Raw genomic sequence first — 20,225 nt, 5'->3', positions numbered from 1 at the left:
GGATTCGACGTACGTGTGTGTTCGCCCGCTACCGCACAGCCGTGTGCCGGAACGTCTCGACGCGGGTCGCCGCGTCGACGGTCCGAAACCCGGCCGTCTCGAACGCGTCGACGGCGTCACCGAGCCCGAACCGCTCGCCAACCGGCGGGCCGTCGACCCCGGGTCCCTTCCCCGACCAATCCAGCGTGACAACCCGCCCGCCGGGGCGGATCACCCGTGCGAGCTCCGCGAGCGCGGCGTCGGTGGCGAACTCGTGGTAGGTCATAGTCGACACCGCGGCGTCGAGTTCGTCGTCGTCGAACGGGAGCGACGACGCCTCCGCGGTCACGAACTCGACGTTGTTCGACGGCCCGTTCTCGCGATAGCGGTCGTGCATCTCCGGTTGGACGTCGACCGCGTACATCCGGCCGACGTGCGGCGCGATCTCGTCGGTGTAAAAGCCCGTTCCGCTGCCGATGTCCGCGACCACGTCGCCGGCGCCGGGATCGAGCGCGCCCAACAGCTCCTCCCTGGACCCGTACCGGTAGCGGTCCGGACTCTCGAGGTCGTCGGCGCGGTCGATCGAGAACGTGTGAAACCCCATACCCTAACTCCAACGGGGACGGCTAAAACACTTCGCCGGTGGAGTTAGGATTAACACGCTCCACCCCCGAGGTCGGGTATGACACGGACACTCCGAACCCCGAACAAACGGTCGTGTGAGCTGTGCGACCGCACCGAAGTCTGGGACGAGGATTCGGGCGCGTGGCGTGTGGCGTCGGGGGACGACGGCCCGCGGGTCGGCAGCCTTCACTGTATCCACGAGTGGGACATCAACGGGTCGTTCGCGCCGTTCGCCGGGCGTCGCGACGCCGTCGAGGGGTAGCGTCTCCGCGACGCATACAGGCGTCGGCGTGGGACAGCAGCGCCAACCCGACACGGGTTCGACCGTGTCGGTGTCGGTGTCGGTCCCCCGTCCGCCGGCCGACGCGACCGCGTGGTCGCGCCGGACCGGATCGTCGGTTCTGGACAACCCTCGGCCGATAGTCGCGCAGGACGCCGCACGGCCGATGCGGTCACAGATCAGGTCAGCAACGGCCCCGCCCGTCCGGAAGCGCCGGGTCCTGTTGAGTCACTCCCTGGATCGTGGGTCACCGCAGCGAGTCGAGCACCGACGCCGTCCCGTCGAAGTACGACCCCTCCACGACCGTCTCGGCCGCCGCCTTGGCGGCGTCGTCGGCGTTTTCGACCGCGAACGACCGCCCCGCGACCTCGAACATCGACACGTCGTTGACGCTGTCGCCGACGGTGACGAACTCCGTTGGATCGGTATCCAAGGTGTCTGCGACCGCGCGGAGGCCGACCCCCTTCTCGACGCCGGGGGTCTTGATATGGTAAGCGTAGCCGGTGTCGAACACTTCCAACCCGTACTCCGCGGCGACCGACCGAAACAGCTCCTCGTCGGCGGACACGTTTGCGGCGATCTCGGTCTCCCGCCACTCGTTGATCGCATCGAACGTCGGCCACTCCAGGTCGCCACCCCGCTCTTCGAAGGCGGCCACCGCGTCGGCGGCACGTTCCGGGTCGCCTTGGTAGGAGACTTCCCCGTCGGCTAGGACGACGCCGCCGTTCTCTGCAATCACGGTCGGGTCGATCCCGAAGTAGTGACACAGGCTCACCGGGTACGGGAACGCCTTTCCGGTAGCGAGCACCACCGGCGCATCCCACTCCGGGAGGTACTCGAACGTCCGGGGGTCGAGGCGTCCGGAGCCGTCGGTGAGTGTGCCGTCAATGTCGAGCGCGAGCGGCGGGGTGTCGGCGGTCATCGCTACGGGTTCGCGGCGGAGCGGCAAATGCCCTGCGACTCCCCCAACGGTGCTGTTCACTCGGGATGGGACTGGTGAGAACGGCAGTGTTCAGACAAGCGATGCGTGATCACGAAAGACGCGAGCGTGTTTCGAGCGACAGCGACAGCGGGTCGCGGGAGCCGAGACCGCGGGGGCTTTCGAGGCCATCTCCGAGACTCTCTCCCCGCTTTCGGTCTTATCTGAACAGTACCGCGTGAACCTGTGCGAACGCGCTTCCTCCCGGCCTGCTCGCTTCGCTCGCTGAGGACGGGGTCTCCGCGCTACCGAACGGTGAAACGCCCCCGGTGGTCCACAAGCTATTTTTCTGTTCCACCGACAACGCCAACCAGTGACCGACCTCCTCTCACTCTCGAATCTCCGAACGCAGTTCAGGACCGAGCGGGGTGCCGTCAGGGCTGTCGACGGCATCGACCTCGACATCGAACCGGGCGAAACAGTCGGTCTCGTCGGGGAGTCTGGCTCCGGCAAGAGCGTCACGGCCCTCTCCGCCATGGACCTGATCGACGACCCCGGCGAGATCGTCGACGGCCGGGTTACGTTCCGCAGCGCCGGCCTGGCAGGCCGGCTGCTCGACGAGTTCGACCGCGGTCTCGTGGCGTATCCGTTCGAGCTGATCGATGCGGTGTACGCCATCGCAGACGACCTCCGGGCCCGCGAGGGCGTTCGGGACGCCCCCCGCGAGCTCCGCGGGATCGCAGATGACCTCGACAACCGCGCGGATCCGGCGGGACTCGGGTCGGCGCTCCGGGCGTCGGCCGACGACCTGGACGGCCGCACCGACCCCGAAGCCGTCGGGGTGTCGCTCGCGTCGGCCGTCGACGACGCCACCGACGGCTTCGTGTACGTCGACGACAGCGCCCGCGCCCGGCTCAACGACGGCGCCGACCCGGGAGCTCTGGCGATCGACGAGGGCGTGATCGACGTGACCGCCGCGCCGGAGGAGGCGGTTCGGCGGATCCGCGGCGGGGAGATGGGGATGATCTTCCAGGATCCTATGACCTCGCTGAACCCCGCGGTGACCGTCGGCGAGCAGATCGCCGAATCCCTGCGGCTCCACCGACACGGCGGACAGAAGTCCGACAACTGGCGCAACGGGATCCGAGAGATCTTGCCGAAGATCGGCGGCCGGAGCGGTGACGAGGAGGTGATGGCCGAGGTCGTAGAGATGCTTCGGGAGGTCGGTATCCCGGAGGCACAAGCCAGGTTGGACGACTACCCCCACGAGTTCTCCGGCGGGATGCGCCAGCGGGTGCTGATCGCGATCGCGCTGGCGTGTCAGCCCAGCCTCCTCATCGCCGACGAGCCCACCACCGCCCTCGACGTCACCATACAGGCGCAGATCCTGGATCTGATCGACGACCTCCAGTCGGATCTGGGGATGTCGGTACTCATGATCACCCACGATCTGGGTGTCGTCGCCGAAACCTGCGACCGGGTGGCGGTGATGTACGCCGGCGAGATCGTCGAGGAGGGGCCGGTCGAGGAGATCTTTCACAACCCCTCGCACCCGTACACGTACACCCTACTCGAGTCGGTGCCGACCGAGGAGAAAGAGCGGCTCACCCCGATCGAGGGGAACGTCCCCGACCTGATCGACATGCCCGACGGGTGTCACTTCGCGCCGCGGTGTCCGTGGGCGGAAGCGGAGTGTCGGGAGGGGGAGATCCCCGAACTCCAGCACGGCCCCGCTGACGCCGACCACCGCTCGAAATGTATCCACGAGTCGTTCGACAAGACCGCCTACGGGACCGACGGCGTCGCCGCCGCGACCGACACCGAGATCGGTGATCCCCTCGTCGAGGTCGAGGGGATGCGGAAGTATTACGAGCAGGACGACGGCGTCCTCGACAGGGTGGTCGGCGGCGGCAACCCCAGCGTGCGGGCGGTTGACGGCATCGATCTCGACGTCCACGAGGGCGAAACCCTCGGGCTAGTGGGTGAGTCGGGGTGTGGGAAGTCGACCGCCGGTCGGGCCATCCTCCACTTGGACCCGCCGACCGACGGCCGGGTGGTTTTCGCTGGCGAGGACCTCGGCGGCCTCTCGAAGTCGGAGTTGCGGGAGCGGCGGAAGGACGTGCAGATGGTGTTCCAGGACCCGATGTCGAGTCTCGACCCCCGGATGACCGCTGGCCAGACCATTATGGAGCCGCTGAAGATCCACGGTCTGGCGAAGGGCGGCCGCCGGCAGCGGGTGTTCGAGCTGATGGAGTCCGTCGGGCTCGAACGCGGCCAGTACGACCGCTACCCCCACGAGCTCTCGGGCGGCCAGCGCCAGCGGGTCGGGATCGCGCGAGCGCTCGCGGTCGACCCCGACTTCATCGTCGCCGACGAGCCGGTGTCGGCGCTCGACGTCTCGGTACAGGCACAGATAATCAACCTGCTCGAGGATCTTCAGGAGGAATTCGGGCTGACCTACCTGTTCATCGCCCACGACCTGAGCGTGGTCCGGCACATCTCCGACCGGGTTGCGGTGATGTACCTGGGGGAGATCGCGGAGGTCGCCGAGACCGAGACCCTGTTCGACGACCCCAAACACCCCTACACGAGGGCGTTGCTCTCGGCGATCCCGGACCCTGACCCACTCGCGTCGACGGGCGATCGCACGATTCTGAAAGGCGACGTGCCCTCCCCGATCGATCCGCCGTCGGGGTGTCGGTTCCGGACCCGGTGTCCATCGGTGATCCCGCCGGCAGACTTGGACATCGACCAGGAGCGGTACCGGGAGGTGATGTTCTACCGGCAGCGCGTCGAGGCCGGCGACGTCGATCTCAACGCGATCGCGGCGGACGCCGAGGCAGCGGTCGATGCGACGCGGGCCGTCGCCGACGGCGGGGACCACGCCGCGCTGTTCGAGCAGTTCTTCGACGGCCCGCTCACCGGCGAGGCCCGGGACGCCGTTGCCCGGTCGTTCGATCTCGTCGCGCAGAAGCGGTGGGACGACGCGCGTGGGGTACTGCGTGAGACCTTCGAGAGTGTGTGTGAGTGTGACCGTCCGTCGCTGTCAGACGACGACCACCCGGTTTCGTGTCACCTCTACACCGACAAACAATGATTATTTTCCGTTTGGATCCAGTAATATTAACTATATAGGTGTATTTACCCCCAGTATGTCCCGCGAAGCGGACGAGACCTCCAGGCGTAGTTTCCTCAAGACTGCCGGCGGCGCGACCGTCGCAACAGCGTCAATAACCTCTCTCGCAGGGTGTGGCGGCGGTGGTGACGACACCGAAGCCGACGACGGCGGGGGCGACGACACCCAGACCGAAGCCGACAGCGGCGGTGGCGGTGGCGACACCCAGACCCTCCGGTACGGCCGCGGCGCCCACTCCAGTACCCTCGACCCGCAGAACACCACCAGCGGCGAGGTCGCGAAGGTGACAAACCAGGCCTACGAGGGGCTGATCGCGTTCGAGCCGGGCGAGGCGGCGCTCACGGAGTCGCTGGCGACCGACTGGTCGGTCGACGGCCAGTCCGTCTCCGTGACCCTCCGAGAGGACGTTACGTTCCACGACGGCACGGACTTTACCGCCGACGACTTCATCGCGACCTACCGACGGTTCGTCGACGAGGAGTACGAGTACTACTTCGAGGACGCGTCGGTGTACGGGCCGTTCACGCTGGGGAGTTGGATCGACTCGATCGACGCGCCGGGCGACTACGAGCTTTCGATCACGCTGACCCAGGAGTACGCGCCGTTCCTCCGGAACCTCGCCATGTTCACCGCGGTGGTCGTCTCCCAAGACGCCATCGAGGGTGACACCGATCTCGACGAGGCGATGGTGGGGACCGGCCCCTTCGAGTTGGAGACGCTCGACAACTCCAACAACCGAATCCAGCTCACGGCCTTCGACGACTACTGGGGCGACGCGCCCAACATCGACGAGGTGCTGTTCCTCACTCGCGGCCAGAACTCAACGCGCGCACAGGCGCTCGTCGAGGAGGAACTCGACATCATCGACGGGCTCGACCCCGACAGTATGCAGATCGTCGACGGCTCCGACACCGCCGAGACCCGTACCGCGACCGGGATCAACATCGGGTACATGGCGTTCAACCTCTCCCGGGTCGAGGCGTTCCGCGACCGTCGGGTCCGGCGGGCGGTCAGCCTCGCGATCAACACCCAAACCATCGTCGAGAACATCTACTCCGGGATCGCCACCCAGGCCGACCAGCCGATCCCGCCGGCGCTGTTCGGCCACAACGAGGACATCAGCCCCTACGAACACGACCCCGAACAGGCGCAGAGTCTGCTCGAGGAAGCGGGGTACGGCGACGGGTTCTCGTTCACGCTGACGACGTTTCAGAACCCGCGCGGGTACAACCCCGCGCCGCTGCCGACCGCCGAGACCATCCGCTCGAACCTCCAGCAGGTGGGAATCGAGGTGGAGATCGACGACCGGCAGTTCTCGGATTACCTCACCTACACCAGCGAGGGGCGCCACGACGCGACGCTGGCCGGGTGGTTCACCGACAACGCCGACCCCGACAACTTCTGTTACGCCCTCATGCACCCGCAGGTGGAATCGCCCGAGGGGCAGGACTGGATCGACTGGGGGACCGAGGGCTTCAATACGGGGAACAACGCCGCGTGGGCCAACGCCGAGTTCATGGACCTCGTCGACCAGGCCCAGCAGGTCAGCGACGAGGGCGAACGCGCGGAGCTGTACCAGGAGGCCTCACAGATCGCGCACGACGAGGCCCCGTGGGTGTACATCGACTACGCCGACGAGGTCCGCGGCGTCAGCACCGGCGTGAGCAACTACGTGGTCGCCGCCATCGGCGGCCCGTACCTCAAGCAGGTCGAGGTCGAGTAGCGATCGGAGCGCCAGCCCACCTCACACACCCCTGATGGTCTCCAAGCAGTTCCTCGTGAAACGGCTCTTGCTCCTGTTTCCCGTGCTGTTCGGGGTCGCGACAGTGGTGTTTGCGATCCTCCACCTCTCTCCGGGCGACCCGGCGGTCACAATCGCCGGTGAGCGCGCCAGCCAGGAGTTCATCAACGAGGTCAGAGGCGACCTCGGGCTGGACGACCCGCTGTGGCAGCAGTACGTCCGGTTCCTCGGCGATGTCGCCGCGTTCGACTTCGGGCAGTCCTACCAGATCCAGCGCGGAACGCCGGTGAGCCAGATTCTCGCGAACCGGCTGCCGATCACGATCGAACTCGCGCTGCTGGGCGAGGTCGCCGGACTCCTGTTCGGGTTGCCGCTCGGCATTCTCAGCGCGGTCAGACAGGACACCTTGACCGACCACCTGACCCGTGTCGGCGCGCTTAGTGGGATCAGCATTCCCATCTACTGGAGCGGCCCGCTTTTGATCCTGCTTTTCGCGCAGTTCCTCGGGCTGTTGCCGACGAGCGGCCGGATCGGCTCGGCGTACTTCGTCGAGACACAGACGGGGTTCATCCTGGTGGACACGCTGCTGGCGGGCAACGTCGCGGCGTTCCGGTCGGCGGTCGTCCACCTGGCACTACCGGTGGTCGTGCTCGGGATCTACCAGATGGCGCTGATCTCCCGGATGATGCGTTCCTCGATGGTTGAAGTGATCCGCCAGGATTACATGCGAACCGCTCGGGCGAAGGGCCAAGGCGAGAAGATCACGATCATGAAACACGGGCTGCGGAACGCGTTCATCCCCGTGATCACCGTGATCGGGATCCAGTTCGGCTCCCTGCTCGGCGGCGCGGTCCTCACCGAGACGGTCTTCGAGATCAACGGTATCGGGACCCTGCTCGTCGACGCGATCAGCCGGAGCGACTACCCCGTCGTGCAGGCGACAGTGCTGGTGTTCGCGGTGCTGTACACGCTCGTCAACCTCGGCGTGGACGTGACCTACTCCGTTCTCGACCCCCGAATCGAACAATGAGCACCGAAACCCAAACCACGGCGGTCGACCGCGGCATCATCGAGCGGATCCGAGCCAGTCCGTTCCTCTCACAGCTCCTGTCGAACCGGCTTGCGGTGACCGGGCTCGCCGTCATCGCGCTTGTGGTCGCCCTGGCGGTCTACGCCCGCTTCAGTTACGACCTCGAAGCACTGCTCACAACGCAGTTCGGTGTCAACCCCGACGAGGCGCCGCCGAGCTCCGAGTACGTGTTCGGCACCGACGGGCAGGCACGGGATATCTTCCCGCGAGTGCTCTACGGCGCGTGGTACGCGGTGCTCTACGGGACCGTCACGGTTGCCGCGTCGACGGTGCTCGGCGTCGGGCTCGGGATCGTCGCGGCGTACTACGGCGACCTCACGGACAACGTCATCATGCGGACTATGGATGTGCTGCTGTCGTTCCCGTCGCTCCTCCTGGCGCTGGCGCTCGTCACCATCTTCCCGGAGGAGTTGGGGCTGTGGCGCGCGGTCGGCGCGCTGACGCTTGTGTACACCCCGCGGTTCGCCCGCGTTGTCCGTGGGGCCGCGCTGAAAGTGCTCGAAGACGAGTACACCGACGCGACGCGCGCGCTGGGGGCGACAGACCCCCGGCTCCTGATCCGGCACGTCCTCCCCAACTGCCTCGCGCCGATCACCGTCCAGTCGACCCTCAACTACGGGCTCGCGATTATCGATATCGCGGCGCTGTCGTTTCTCGGGTTCGGCGCCAGCCCCGGGGAACCGACGTGGGGTATGATGCTGTCGAACGGCGTCGAGTTCGGACTGTTCTCCGGGGCGTGGTGGTGGTCGTTCTTCCCGGGACTCGCGCTGGCGCTGACCGTCCTCGGGTTCAACCTCCTCGGCGACGGCATGCGCGACGCGCTTGACCCGCGGATGCGGGAGACCGTTGACTGACGGCGCCGGCCCCGCCGAGGTCGTCCGCTCCGTGGCCCGTTGGGTGGGCGTGGGTGTCGCGGTCGGCGTTGCAGCGTCCGCGGGTCTCCTCGCGGTCACGTCCCCGCGGGGTGCGACCGACACCGCGTTCGCGCTCGGCGCGCTGGTGTTCGGGTTCGGCGTCACCGCGTGGTCGGGCGCGATCGGACTCGGGGAGTCGGTCGAACGGATGCAGGAGTACCGCGACGGCGAGTCGGAGTGGACTCAGGCCGGCGCGCGCCGGGCGTTTGCGGTGCTGACCTGGACCGGGTTCGGGTGGGTCATCGGCTCGGTCGCCGCGTCGATAGTGGCCGTCGGCGTCTGAGTGCTGTGGACGCTCGGACCCCGGTACGCGAGGACGATCGTTCCGCCGGGCAACATTCGACCCGATTCAGTTGCCTGCAGTCGGCCGATACCCCCGGCTGATGGTCTTCCACCGGTTTGACCGGAACCGTCGGAGATTCACAACCATCGGCACCGCGTACTCCGCCAGGAGCGCGAACAACAGACCGCCGACCCCGAGGGCGGGAGCAACGGTGCCGAGCCACGCCACCGGAAGTGCGACGAGGTACAGCCCTGCAAGCGTCGCCAGGAACGGGACTCGGGTGTCGCCCGCGCCACGGAGCGCCCCGGTGATCGATCCGTCGACCCCGAGGGCAACGACGCTTGCTGCCGCCACGCGGACGAACTGCGCGGACAGGCCCCGGTTGACGGGGTCGTTCACGAAGATCCCCGCGATCGGGTCGCCGAACGCCGCGACCACCGCCGCCGCGATCACGTACACCACCGCCGACAGCCGGACGATCCCCCAGCCGTAGGCCTCGGCTTCGCCCTCCGCGCCCGCGCCGAGTTCCTGGCCGACGAGCGTCGACGCCGCGATCGAAAAGCCCCACGAGAAACTCCCCAGCAGCGATCGGACCTGCCGCCCGACGCCGATGGCGGCCACTGCGACCGGGCCGAACGTCGCTGCGATCGCCAGCAGCGGAAACACCGCGAGCCCCTGTGCGGCGCGGCGCGCGACCAGCGGGGTCGATACCCGCGCGATCTGCCGAAGGAGGTCGGCGTCGGCCCAGGGTCCCGACCGGGTGAGCGGCACGGGGCTCGCTCCCCACCCGCGGACGTAGTTCCGCCCCGTCATACCCCACGCGAACACGACCGTCACTAGCCCGGTCGCAAGCGCCGTTCCGAGCGCCGCTCCGACGACGCCCATGTCGAGCCCGAGTACGAACGTCGCCGACAGCGCGATGTTGGCGAGTGCGCCGCCCGCCCGCACCGCCATCGGGGTCACGGTGTCGCTCACCCCCGCGTATGTCCGGCTGGCGATCAGATTCAGATACTCGAACAGCAGTCCGGGCGCGACCACGGCGAGGTATGCCGTCCCGTATCTGATGCTCGCTGGGTTTTCCCCCAGCAGTCCGACCAGCGGGCCGGCGGCGGCGCTCAAAAACACGGCCACCGGGGCCCCGAATGCGACCGCGAGCAACACACTCAGCCGGACGACTGTCGCGGCGCGACCGACGTCGTCGCCGCCGTAGTTCTGTGAGACTAACGAGACCGTGCCGCCGGCCAGCCCGATCGCGAGGAACTTCGCGACCATCCAGAACGCGTTCGCGAGGGTCAGCCCCGCAACGGCCGCCGGCCCGAGCACGATCCCAACGAGCGCCAGGTCCACCGTCCGCTTGGACATGATCGCGAACCCGGTGACGACCCGGGGCCACGCCAGATCAACCGTGGCGCGGAGCCGCGGCTCGTCGATGACGCCCGCGTTCGCGAGGCTCCGGGCCAGCGCGGACCCGGTCTGTCGGAGCCGTGACACGGGTGAGTCCAGGAACGCCCGCGGGTAATCGCTTCCGTTCCGGGGCGATTCTCCCGGGACCGACTCCCCGTCGCTGTCAGATTGGCAAGCGCACAACCGTGCCGGCTTCGACGCTCCGGTTCAAGAGTCCGCGTCGCGTCCGGAAGCCGACACGGTGTGTCGCCGCGCTACGCACGGCGGTCACCGCCGGCAGAGCGAGCGGGGCTGGTACGCTGAGGCGCAAGCGCCTCACGAGCTTCGCTCCGCTCAGCGAGGGGAACAAGGGTGAGTCTTAGTCGTCGCTTTCTGCGGCCGCGACGTCACTACCGGCTGCGGCCCTCGCGTCGCGTTCGAGCTCTTCGAGGTGGTCGTCGGCGTCGAGGGCGGCTTTCACACCCATTCCGCCGGCGGTCGCGGCCTGCTGGTAGTGGTGATCCACCACGTCGCCCGCGCCGAAGATGCCGTCGACATCGGTGGCGGTCTGGCCGCCACCGTCGCCGCCCCGGGTGTGGAGGTAGCCCGCGTCGTCGAGTTCGACGCCCGTTCCCTCCAGGTATTCGGTGTTCGGGGTGTGGCCGATGGCGTAGAACACCGCGCCGGCGTCGAACTCGGTGGTCTCGGTGTCGGGGTCGTCGAGTTTGTCCGTGGGGTGGCCCTCGGGGTGGGAGACCAACGTGGCGTGGTCGAGGCCCTCCTCCTTGCTGCCGTGGAGTTCGGTCACCTCGGTGTTTCGCATAATCTCGATTTCGCCGTCGTCGACTTTCTCCAGCACCCGATCGATCCAGTAGTCCTCGGCGCGGAACTCCTCGCGGCGGTGGGCGATGTAGACGGTATCCGCGAACTTGGTGAGGAAGTCGGCTTCCTCCATCGCGGCGTCGCCGCCGCCGACCACGAGGATGTCCTCCCCGCGGAAGAAGGCCCCATCGCAGGTCGCACACGTCGAGAGCCCATAGCCCATCAGGTCGTCCTCGCCGGGGATGCCGAGCGTTCGCGCCGATGCGCCCGAGGCCGCGATCACGGCGTCGGCGGTGTAGACGTCGCCGTTGGTCAGCCGGACGGTGAACGGGCGCTCCTCCGGCTCACCGGACTGCGTCCGGTTGTCCACTGAGCCTCCCTCGGCGATGTCGACGTCCGCCACGATGCCGTTCTCGATCTCCGCGCCGAACCGCTCGGCCTGGGACTTCATGTTCTGGATGAGCTCCGGCCCGGAGATCCCCTCCGGGAACCCGGGGTAGTTGTCGACCTCGGTGGTCAGCGTGAGCTGACCGCCGGGTTCGTCCCCCTCGAAGACCAGCGGGTCGTTGTTCGACCGGCCGGCGTAGATCGCGGCCGACAGCCCCGCGATCCCCGAACCCGTGACGATGAGCGGTCGATGATCGACGACCTCGTCTGTGTGTCCTGTCATACTCGTTCCTTCGTCGGACGCGTTCTTTTAGGTTCCGCTGTCGTGTACGCGGCGTGCCCGGCGGTATCCCCGGGGTCGCTGACAGCCACGCGGCTCGTTGCTGCCTGTTCGTGCCGCCCGGTGCCGGCCTATTTAGCCCTGGCTCGACGAGAGCGGGTATGCCCGCTGATCTCAACGAGAAGACGGACCGATATGAGGGGATGCTCGCCGACGCGCTCGCGGCCGCCGAGGTCGCCGTCCCGTCGGCGACACCGCTCGGCGATGCCGCCGCCGAGATCCGCGAGATGGTGCTTTCGTATCTGGAAGACGGGCGCCACTTCCGCGAGCACGGCGACCCGGTGAACGCGCTGGCGGCGGTCTCGTACGGCTACGGGTGGCTCGACGCCGGGGTCCGGATGGGGCTGTTCGCGGTGCCGGACGGCACGGACCTGTTCACGGTCGACTGACCATCACTCGAACCGGTAGGTCGGCCCCTCGTCGCCGTCCTGGACCTCGATCCCGAGCGCCGTCAGTTCGTCTCGGAGGTCGTCGGCCCGGCCGTAGTTGCCCGCCTCGCGCTCGGCCTCCCGAACCTCCAACACCAGTTCGACCAGGTCCTCGGCGACGCTCACGTCACCGCCGTCTGCGGCGCCGTCACCGAGCGAGAGGCCGAACACGTCGCCCGCGAACTCCTCAAGAGTCTCGACGGCCTCCCGAAGCGCGCGGTAGTCGTAGTGGTCGCGGGTGTCGAGGTGGCGGTTCACCGCGGTCCCGAGTTCCAGCAGCGCCGCCATCGCCTCCCGAACATTGAAGTCGTCGTTCATCGCCGCCCGGAACGACGCCCGGGCCTCGGGGACGGCGTCGCGGAGGTCCTCGTCCGCGACGGTGGCGTAAGCGTCGGTGCTGTCGCAGGCGTCGACCGCGGCGTCATAGGCGCGCTCCAAGCGGTCCCACCGCTCTTCGGCCTCCTGCATTTCGGCCTCGCCGAACGTCTGCTCGCTGCGGTACGCCGTCGCGAGGTAGAACGTCCGCACGACGTCGACGCCGTACTCCGCCAGGGCGTCGTCGACCGTGAGGAAGTTCCCGAGGCTGGAGGACATCTTATCGCCCGCGGTCTGGAGCAGCCCCACGTGGAGCCAGTAGCGGGCGAACTCCCGACCGGTCGCGGCCTCGCTTTGAGCGATCTCGTTTTCGTGGTGCGGGAAAACCAGATCGCGGCCGCCGGCGTGGATATCGATGGTGTCGTCCAGATGCGTCATCGACATGGCCGAACACTCAACGTGCCACCCCGGCCGCCCCGCGCCCCACGGGGCGTCCCACGTCTCGCCCCCGGGCTCTTCGATGGGGTCGAGGTCGGGGTCGCGGTGTTCCGCCACGTCCGCGGGGGCGACCGCACCCGCCTTCCAGAGCGCGAAGTCAGCGGGGTGGCGCTTCTCGGAGCGCGCCACGTCGGTGCCCTGGGACTCGATCGACTCGACATCCTGGTTCGAGAGCTTGCCGTACTCGTCGAAGGTGGTCACGTCGAAGTAAACCGAGCCGTTCGACTCGTAGGCGTACCCGCGGTCGATCAGCGTCTCTACGAGGTCGACGATCTCGGGGACGTGCTCGGAGACGCGGGGGTACACCTCCGCGCGTTTCAGGTTCAGCCCGCGCATATCTCGGATAACCGTCGAGGTGAAGAACTCGGCCACCTCGGGTTCGGTGTCGCCGACGCCCGGCTCGCCGGTCCGCGCGACAATCTTCTCGTTGACGTCGGTGACGTTCTCGACGTGCCGGACGTCGTAGCCCTCGTGGTCGAGCCACCGGTGCATCACGTCGGCGTGCAGCCACAGTCGAGCGTGCCCCAGGTGTGCCTCGTCCGAGACCGTCAGCCCACAGACGTAGAGCAGGACTTCGTCGTCGTTCCGCGGCTCGAAGCGCTCGCGCTCCCCCGTCAGGGTGTTGGTCACGGACAGCGTCATCGGCTGCCATTTCACCGGTCGCGGTTTTCAACCCGTCGGAACGCCGAACGAACCGGGGGTTCGACTCACGGCATCCGCCGATCGCCAACACATATGTACTCGTATCGTAGTAAGTATATTGTATGTCGAAACAACGCCGACAGGGAACGGTCGCGGTCGTCGGCGGGGCCGGTGCGGTCGGGTCGACGGCCGCGTTCGCACTCGCCGACAGTCGCCTCGTAGGCGAGGTCGTCCTCGTCGACATCGACGACGAGCGGGCGGTGGGGGAGGCCATGGATCTGAGCCACGCCACCCCGTTCACAACGCCGACGGACGTTCGAGCGGGCGGGTACGAGGACTGCTGGGACGCCGACGTGGTAATCGTGACGGCGGGCGCGAGTCAGGCCCCCGACGAGACGCGGCTGGATCTGCTCGACCGGAACGCCGGGATCTTCGCCGACACGATCCCGGAGGTCACCGAGGGGTTGGACGACGACGCGGTGCTTTTGATCGTCACCAACCCCGTGGATGTCCTCACACAGGTGGCGTGGTCGGTGTCGGACCTGCCGGCCGGTCGGGTGATCGGCTCCGGGACCGTGCTCGACACCGCCAGGTTCAGACACGCGTTGGGGCGGGAGTTCGACCTTGACCCCGCCGACATCGGCGCGTACGTGATCGGCGAGCACGGCGACAGCGAGGTCTTGGTCTGGAGCGGGGCGACCGTCGGCGGCGTCCCGTTCGGGCAGTACTGCGCGCAGACGGGAGTTGGCGACGCCGAGGCGTTGCGGACGCGCGTCGACGACGAGGTCCGAAACGCCGCCTACGAGATCATCGATCGGAAAGGGCGGACGAACTACGGCGTTGCGCGGTCGGTAGCGACGATCGTCGAACGGATCCTCGGCGACGGTCGAGGGGTTCTCACGGTCTCGACCCCGGTGTCCGGTCACCACGCCATCAGCCGGGAGGTCTTCGTGAGCCTCCCGTGTGTCGTCGGGAGCGGTGGCGTCCGCGACGTCCTCGAGTTCGACCTCTCGTCGGCCGAACGGGACGCACTCGCCGACTCCGCCGCCGTTGTCCGGCGGTCGGTCGATCGACTGTCGGTGTGAAGCCGTTGGAGCGCCGCCCCAGCGCCGGCCTACGTGTCCGCCATCGCGTCCTCGACCAGTCGGAGCGCGTTCGCGCCGTCGCTCCGCGGCACCACCACCACGAGGCGGTCGCCCACGACACCCGCCGCGTCCACCACAACGTTCTCGGCGCCGAGCCGATCGACGACCGCCGAGAGTGCCCCGGCGTCGACGTCGCCGTCGACCAAGATCGCGGTCAGCCGGCCGCCGCCCTGCACCATCCGTTCGCCGCCGACCGACACCAGCGGCTCGGTCCCTGCCGCATCCGGCCCGGCCTCGGCGTCGGACCCGGCTAGCTCGACGCCGCTCTGCATCCGGACGGTCACCTCGCGGGTCTCGGTGTCGGCGGGCGAGAGGTCGTCTTCGAACCGGCGCAACGCGGTCGCGACCGCGTCGCGGTCACCCTCGATTCCGAGTGACTCCGCCGCAGTAGTGTAGCTTACCACGCCTGCGCGGAGCGCTCGAAGCAACCACGGGCGGGTTCGGACCGCGGCCCGCGTCTCTGCGGCTAATGACATACGTCACCCGTCGTCGCCGAGGGGCATAAGCCGGCGGGTTGCGGGGGAGCGACAACGGTAGACGGGGTCGGGGATGTGAGAGCGCCGCCGGTCACCCGTCCTCGCTGAACCGGTCTCTGAGCGCCACCTTGTCCACCTTTCGGGTCGAGGTTTTCGGGATCGACTCCACGAACTCGACCGAGCGCGGTAGCTTATACTCCGCGAGGCGTTCACGACAGATCGACTTGACGTCCGCGGCAGTCACCGACCCATCCGAAACGACGACTGCCGTGACCTGCTCGCCGAGGCGGTCGTGCGGTGTCCCGACGACACCGACCTCCACGACGCCGTCGAGTTCGTAGCTCACGTCCTCGACCTCCCGGGGGTAGACGTTCTCGCCGCCGGTGACGATCATGTCGTCGAGGCGGTCCTCCACGAACAGGTGGCCGTCGTCGTCCATCCGCCCAACGTCTCCCGACCGGAGCCACGTCCGCCCGTCGCGCTCGACAAACGCCTCCTCGTTCGTCTCGGGGCGGTTCCAGTACCCGGGGGTGACCGTGTCGCCGTGCCACAGGAGTTCGCCTCTTCGGCCGGTGCCGACTGTCTCGCCGGTTTCTGGATCCTCGATCCGCACGTCGACGATGTCCCGCATCGGCGGACCGATGCTTCCGGCCTTTCGGACGTCCTGTCCCGGCCGATTGACCGCGGCCGCGGGCGTTGTCTCGGTCATCCCGTAGCCTTCTAGGAGCGTGACCCCGAGCGCCGTTTCGACAGCCTCGATCCGCTCTTTCGGCATCGGGGCGCCGCCGACGATCACGTGCGACAGCGCCGAGAGGTCGTATTTTTCGACCCCGTGTTCGAGCAGGTCGATGAGCATCGTGGGGACGAACATCGCGGCCGTCACCCCGCGGGCGGCCATCGTCTCCAGGGCAGTCTCGGCGTCCCACGTCGGGAGGAAGTGGTTCTCGGCGCCGACGAGAGTCAGCGGCGTCGTAGTGACGTTCAACCCCGCGGCGTGAAACAGCGGCACGACCGTCAGGCCGACGGTCTCAGACGAGTAGAACGGGAAACAACGGACGTATCCCCAGCCGTTGGCCACGAGGTTGCCATGGGTGTGTGTGACGCCTTTCGGGCGGCCGGTGGTCCCGCTCGTGAACAGGATCTCCGCGATCTCGTCGCTGCGGCGTCCGGCCACGTCGACGGTCGCGCCGCCGTCGTCGAGTAACTCGTCGTACCCGACGCCGGCGTCGCCGTCCGCGACGATCAGGTGGTCGACTCCCGCGTTGCGGTCGGTGACCGTCTCCTCGAAGCGACCGCTCGTGACGAGTGCCGACGCGTCCGTGTTCTCCAGAACGAAGCCGACCGTCTCGGGATCGAACCGGAGGTTGACCGGAACCGGGACCGCGCCGCGTTTCATGGCGCCGAAGTACGCCGTGGTAAACGTCACGCTGTTCGGGAGCAGCAGCGCGATGCGGTCGCCGGGATCGACGCCGAGGTCGGCCAGCCCCCTCGCGACGGCGTCGGTCTCGCGGGACAGTTCGGCGTAGCTTACCTCCCGGTGTGGATCCGCCACCGCGAGCGACTCGGCGTGGGTACGCGCCGCGATGTCGACGTGGTTTGCAAAGTTCATCGGTGGATCGCTCCCGGGGGACGCCGCGTCCCGCCTGACGGGTCGTGCCCGATCGAGTGCCCGGGGGCGACCCGGCCGTGTTCGCTGTCGTGGTGTATGTCTCCGATCATCTGATGGCGTCCGTGGGTTCTGTTCTTTCCGGACGGCGCTATTAAGTAGTGTGCTCGTCTCGGGCGCCTGCGACGGATGCGTGGCCACGCGACCCGCGCGTCACCCGGGAGACACGCCGCATCGTCGGTGGCGACAAAAAGGCCGCCGTATATCGGCAAGGAACCTTATTAATTATTAGTGTGATTCGGAGGTATGGTTGATACGCCGCACGTCGTGATCGCCGGGAGCGGGCGCGTCGGACACCGAGTCGCACAACAGTTCGCGGACCGCGGGCGCGAGGTAACCGTGGTCGATCCCGACCCAAGCGCTGTCGGGGCCGTCGACCACGACCACATCGGGGTCAGTCGGGGCGACGCGACCAAGCCGTCGGTGCTCCGGGAGGCCATCACCGACCGGACCGAGGTCGTCGGCGCGCTGACCGACAAGGAAGACACCAACCTGGTGGTGTGTATGGCCGCAACGGAGTTGGCCCCGGAGGTCAGGACCGTGGCCCGGATCGAGGACCGCGCGGGCGACGAGTACAGCGAGTACGTCGACGAGGTGTACTTCCCGGAACGCGCCAGTGTCCGCGCGGCGGTCAACGCGCTCACCGGCAGCGACGTCCGGACCATCGAGGAGGTGACGGGGGACCTCGAGATTCTCGACATCCGAGTCGGGTACGGCGCGCCGGCCGCGGGCGAGGTGGTTTCGGACGTTCTCCCGGAGGGATCGGTTGTGATCGCCGAAACCGATGGGCACGTCGCAGTGCAGCACTCGACGACCTTGGTGGAGGGACGGCGGTATCTGATTGCAGCTGACCGGGATGTCGTCGGTGAGGTCATCCGGGCGTGTACCGGCGACCCCGACCACGCGTAGGCCACGCGGGCTGGAGGGGTTCGAGATCCGGAAGCCACCGGATCGGTGGTGGAACCCGAAGTCCCTAAGAGTGCGCCGTCCCCAACGTATGGTATGCAAGCGTTGGTCATCGTGGCCCACGGGTCGCACCTCAACCCCGACTCGTCGACGCCGACCCATCGACACGCGGACACCATCCGCGCGACAGGCGCGTTCGACGAGGTGAAGACGGGCTTTTGGAAGGAAGAACCATCACTCAGGGAAGTCCTCCGCACCGTCGAAAGCGAGGAGGTCTACGTCGTCCCGATGTTCATCAGCGAGGGGTATTTCACCGAACAGGTCATTCCGCGGGAACTCAGACTGTCGAAGTGGGACGTTTCCGAGTGGGAGTCCGACGGGCTGAGTGCGGACACTGCGACGCTCACCGCCGAGGACACCGGCCAGACCGTCCACTACTGCGGGCCGGTCGGTACCCACAGGGCGATGACCGACGTGTTGGTCCGGCGCGCCGAGACGGTGGTCGACGATCCCGACGTAGGCGAGGGGTTCGGGTTCGCGGTCGTCGGCCACGGCACCGAGCGCAACGAGAACTCCGCGAAGGCGATCGAGTATCACGCCGGTCGCGTGCGCGAGATGGGTCGTTTCGACGAGGTCCAGGCGCTGTACATGGACGAGGAGCCCGAGGTCGACGATGTGACCGACTACTTCGAGAGTGAGGACGTGGTGGTGGTCCCGCTTTTCATCGCCGACGGCTTCCACACCCAGGAGGACATCCCCGAGGACATGGGGCTGACCGACGACTACCGGACCGGGTACGACATCCCCGCGACCGTCGACGACCACCGGATCTGGTACGCCGGCGCGGTCGGGACCGAGGGACTGATGGCCGACGTGGTGCTCGAACGCGCATCCGAGGCCGGGGCCGACATCGACGCCGCCATCGCAACCGTGCGCGAGGAGACCCGCGAGACGACAGCGACGGGTGACTGACGTGCGGAACGAGCAGGTCCACACCCTGTTCGACCGGGTCGACACCGAGGGACCGATCGATCTCGACGGCCTCCGGGTGACAGCCGACGGCGACGGCGCCTACACCCTGGAAACCCCCGACGCGACCCACGAGGGGGTGTCGGAATCGAAGCTCCGGGAGGTGGTTCGCTCCGACCACGTCGCGCCCTACGTCACGAACTGGTACTTCTGGGCGGAGGCCATCGGGAGCCGCAGCCGGCACCGTCGGGCGTTCCTCCGACACGCCGAAGCCGCCGCCGACCACATCGTTCCGGAGCGGTACGACGCGCTCCGAGCCGGACTGGAGACCGAGTGGGGAGAGGTCCTCGTGACCGTAACGCTCGGCGAGGACGGCCAGCGGCGCTACGAGATCCGCCACGCTGACGACGCTAGCGCCGACCCAGGGGACCTCGACGCCTACCACGACCCCCTGGACGCCCGGGAGCTGTCGACCTACGACGAGGACGGCCGATACCGGCCGCTCCGGACCGCGCCCTCGCTGGCTTCGGGGTGGATCTTCCCCGACCTCGACGGCCGCGACGCCGTGGAGGCACTGGACACGATCTACCCCGCGTCGATCGCGAACTGGAACCTCGAACGCGAGGGCGACCTCGACGTGACCCACTGGCGAGAGACCGCCGAGCGCCAGACCGGCATCTACGGCGTCGTAGAGGAGTTACCGTCCGAGGCGGTCGACTGGGTGGCCGAGACGTGTTGTGTCGACTCCCAGTGTCTCAAGCGCCGGGAGTGGGAGTACGACGCCGACCACGAACTCGAGGCCGATGGCGGAGCCGGGGCGTTCCCCTGCCGGGAGCCGTGCTCGCTCGTTGTCGCCGCCGCCAGGCGGTGGACGAAACTCGAGGAGGAAGAGACACACACCTACGAGTTCGAGCTGACGCCCTCCGAGAAGGAACAGATCGAAGAGATCATCGACACGGTGGCCGAGGACCGCACCGACGAGGTTCGGGAGGCTGATGTCTACGAGGGCGCGAACCGCTACCGGACGCGGTTCCTGCGCGCGAAGCGGTTCGACGACGAGGGGAACCTGAGTGGGGTACCGACCGACCCACACGAGGACGAGCATCACGATCACGAGGCGCACGGGGATAGCCACGACGACCACAACCACGACGACCACAACCACGACGACCACAACCACGACGACCACAACCACGACGACCACAACCACGACGACCACAACCACGACGACCACAACCACGACGACCACAACCACGACGACCACTGATCACCGACAGAGACG

18 protein-coding genes are annotated in these 20,225 nt (G+C 67.8%); 11 read left to right on the top strand and 7 right to left on the bottom strand.

All coding sequences use genetic code 11. From position 1 onward, the window contains the following. Positions 1 to 28: 28 nt before the first annotated feature. Entirely contained in the window at positions 29 to 583 is a 555-nt protein-coding gene (locus tag IEX72_RS12400) for a class I SAM-dependent methyltransferase (protein WP_188787809.1), read from the bottom strand. A 78-nt stretch (positions 584 to 661) separates the two neighbouring features. Here IEX72_RS12400 and IEX72_RS12395 point away from each other — a divergent pair, with 78 nt between their 5' ends. Further along, positions 662 to 865 (top strand): HEWD family protein, encoded by a 204-nt coding sequence (locus IEX72_RS12395; RefSeq protein ID WP_188787807.1) that lies wholly within the window; start codon positions 662 to 664, stop codon positions 863 to 865. 265 nt (positions 866 to 1,130) lie between these two features. On the opposite strand, the gene IEX72_RS12390 is transcribed toward IEX72_RS12395, so the two are convergent. Then, entirely contained in the window at positions 1,131 to 1,805 is a 675-nt protein-coding gene (locus IEX72_RS12390) for an HAD-IIB family hydrolase (RefSeq protein ID WP_188787806.1), read from the bottom strand. A 370-nt stretch (positions 1,806 to 2,175) separates the two neighbouring features. Between IEX72_RS12390 and IEX72_RS12385 the strand changes: the two genes are divergently transcribed. The 5 genes from IEX72_RS12385 to IEX72_RS12365 are packed head-to-tail and all read left to right on the top strand — an operon-like array spanning position 2,176 to position 8,966. Then, on the top strand, positions 2,176 to 4,899 hold the full coding sequence (locus tag IEX72_RS12385; RefSeq protein ID WP_188787804.1) for an ABC transporter ATP-binding protein: 2,724 nt from the start codon (positions 2,176 to 2,178) through the stop codon (positions 4,897 to 4,899). A 55-nt stretch (positions 4,900 to 4,954) separates the two neighbouring features. Further along, positions 4,955 to 6,661 carry an ABC transporter substrate-binding protein gene (locus tag IEX72_RS12380; RefSeq protein ID WP_188787803.1) on the top strand — a complete coding sequence of 569 codons (1,707 nt, stop codon included), beginning with the start codon at positions 4,955 to 4,957 and terminating at the stop codon, positions 6,659 to 6,661. 34 nt (positions 6,662 to 6,695) lie between these two features. After that, positions 6,696 to 7,709, top strand: a complete 1,014-nt coding sequence (locus tag IEX72_RS12375; protein WP_188787801.1) for an ABC transporter permease — start codon at positions 6,696 to 6,698, stop codon at positions 7,707 to 7,709. Then, positions 7,706 to 8,623: an ABC transporter permease gene (locus tag IEX72_RS12370; protein ID WP_188787799.1), complete on the top strand. Its 918-nt coding sequence runs from the start codon at positions 7,706 to 7,708 to the stop codon at positions 8,621 to 8,623. Before IEX72_RS12375 ends, IEX72_RS12370 begins: the two co-directional genes overlap by 4 nt. Beyond that, entirely contained in the window at positions 8,616 to 8,966 is a 351-nt protein-coding gene (locus IEX72_RS12365) for a DUF7268 family protein (protein ID WP_188787797.1), read from the top strand. The genes IEX72_RS12370 and IEX72_RS12365 overlap by 8 nt, the downstream gene beginning before the upstream one ends. Before the next feature lie 66 nt (positions 8,967 to 9,032). Here IEX72_RS12365 and IEX72_RS12360 read toward each other — a convergent pair whose 3' ends face one another. Next, positions 9,033 to 10,457: an MATE family efflux transporter gene (locus IEX72_RS12360; RefSeq protein ID WP_188787795.1), complete on the bottom strand. Its 1,425-nt coding sequence runs from the start codon at positions 10,455 to 10,457 to the stop codon at positions 9,033 to 9,035. A gap of 271 nt (positions 10,458 to 10,728) precedes the next feature. Further along, positions 10,729 to 11,841 (bottom strand): NAD(P)/FAD-dependent oxidoreductase, encoded by a 1,113-nt coding sequence (locus tag IEX72_RS12355; protein ID WP_188787793.1) that lies wholly within the window; start codon positions 11,839 to 11,841, stop codon positions 10,729 to 10,731. 158 nt (positions 11,842 to 11,999) lie between these two features. Between IEX72_RS12355 and IEX72_RS12350 the strand changes: the two genes are divergently transcribed. After that, a complete protein-coding gene (locus IEX72_RS12350; RefSeq protein WP_188787791.1) occupies positions 12,000 to 12,287 on the top strand; it encodes a DUF357 domain-containing protein in 288 nt (95 codons plus the stop codon). Between the two features lie 3 nt (positions 12,288 to 12,290). Here IEX72_RS12350 and cysS read toward each other — a convergent pair whose 3' ends face one another. Then, positions 12,291 to 13,781: a cysteine--tRNA ligase gene (gene cysS, locus IEX72_RS12345; RefSeq protein WP_188787789.1), complete on the bottom strand. Its 1,491-nt coding sequence runs from the start codon at positions 13,779 to 13,781 to the stop codon at positions 12,291 to 12,293. A 122-nt stretch (positions 13,782 to 13,903) separates the two neighbouring features. Between cysS and IEX72_RS12340 the strand changes: the two genes are divergently transcribed. Beyond that, on the top strand, positions 13,904 to 14,866 hold the full coding sequence (locus tag IEX72_RS12340; RefSeq protein ID WP_188787787.1) for an L-lactate dehydrogenase: 963 nt from the start codon (positions 13,904 to 13,906) through the stop codon (positions 14,864 to 14,866). A 29-nt stretch (positions 14,867 to 14,895) separates the two neighbouring features. Here IEX72_RS12340 and IEX72_RS12335 read toward each other — a convergent pair whose 3' ends face one another. Together IEX72_RS12335 and IEX72_RS12330 are read right to left on the bottom strand one after the other, a co-directional pair. Beyond that, positions 14,896 to 15,402 carry a DUF7523 family protein gene (locus IEX72_RS12335; RefSeq protein WP_188787785.1) on the bottom strand — a complete coding sequence of 169 codons (507 nt, stop codon included), beginning with the start codon at positions 15,400 to 15,402 and terminating at the stop codon, positions 14,896 to 14,898. A gap of 91 nt (positions 15,403 to 15,493) precedes the next feature. After that, positions 15,494 to 17,011, bottom strand: a complete 1,518-nt coding sequence (locus tag IEX72_RS12330; RefSeq protein ID WP_188787783.1) for a class I adenylate-forming enzyme family protein — start codon at positions 17,009 to 17,011, stop codon at positions 15,494 to 15,496. A 303-nt stretch (positions 17,012 to 17,314) separates the two neighbouring features. Here IEX72_RS12330 and IEX72_RS12325 point away from each other — a divergent pair, with 303 nt between their 5' ends. The 3 genes from IEX72_RS12325 to IEX72_RS12315 all read left to right on the top strand — a co-directional run bounded on the left by IEX72_RS12325 (position 17,315) and on the right by IEX72_RS12315 (position 20,210). Next, positions 17,315 to 17,977, top strand: coding sequence for a potassium channel family protein (locus tag IEX72_RS12325; protein ID WP_188787781.1), 663 nt, complete (start codon positions 17,315 to 17,317; stop codon positions 17,975 to 17,977). 93 nt (positions 17,978 to 18,070) lie between these two features. Further along, a complete protein-coding gene (locus IEX72_RS12320) occupies positions 18,071 to 18,946 on the top strand; it encodes a CbiX/SirB N-terminal domain-containing protein (protein WP_188787779.1) in 876 nt (291 codons plus the stop codon). Then, complete coding sequence (locus tag IEX72_RS12315; RefSeq protein WP_188787778.1) at positions 18,939 to 20,210, top strand: DR2241 family protein; 1,272 nt, start codon at positions 18,939 to 18,941, stop codon at positions 20,208 to 20,210. Before IEX72_RS12320 ends, IEX72_RS12315 begins: the two co-directional genes overlap by 8 nt. Positions 20,211 to 20,225 lie beyond the last annotated feature (15 nt).

The organism is Halobellus salinus (assembly GCF_014646875.1).
Taxonomy (GTDB): domain Archaea; phylum Halobacteriota; class Halobacteria; order Halobacteriales; family Haloferacaceae; genus Haloquadratum; species Haloquadratum salinum.
Note: the sequence above shows the minus strand (reverse complement) of the source record. Positions and strands in the feature narration are given on the sequence as shown.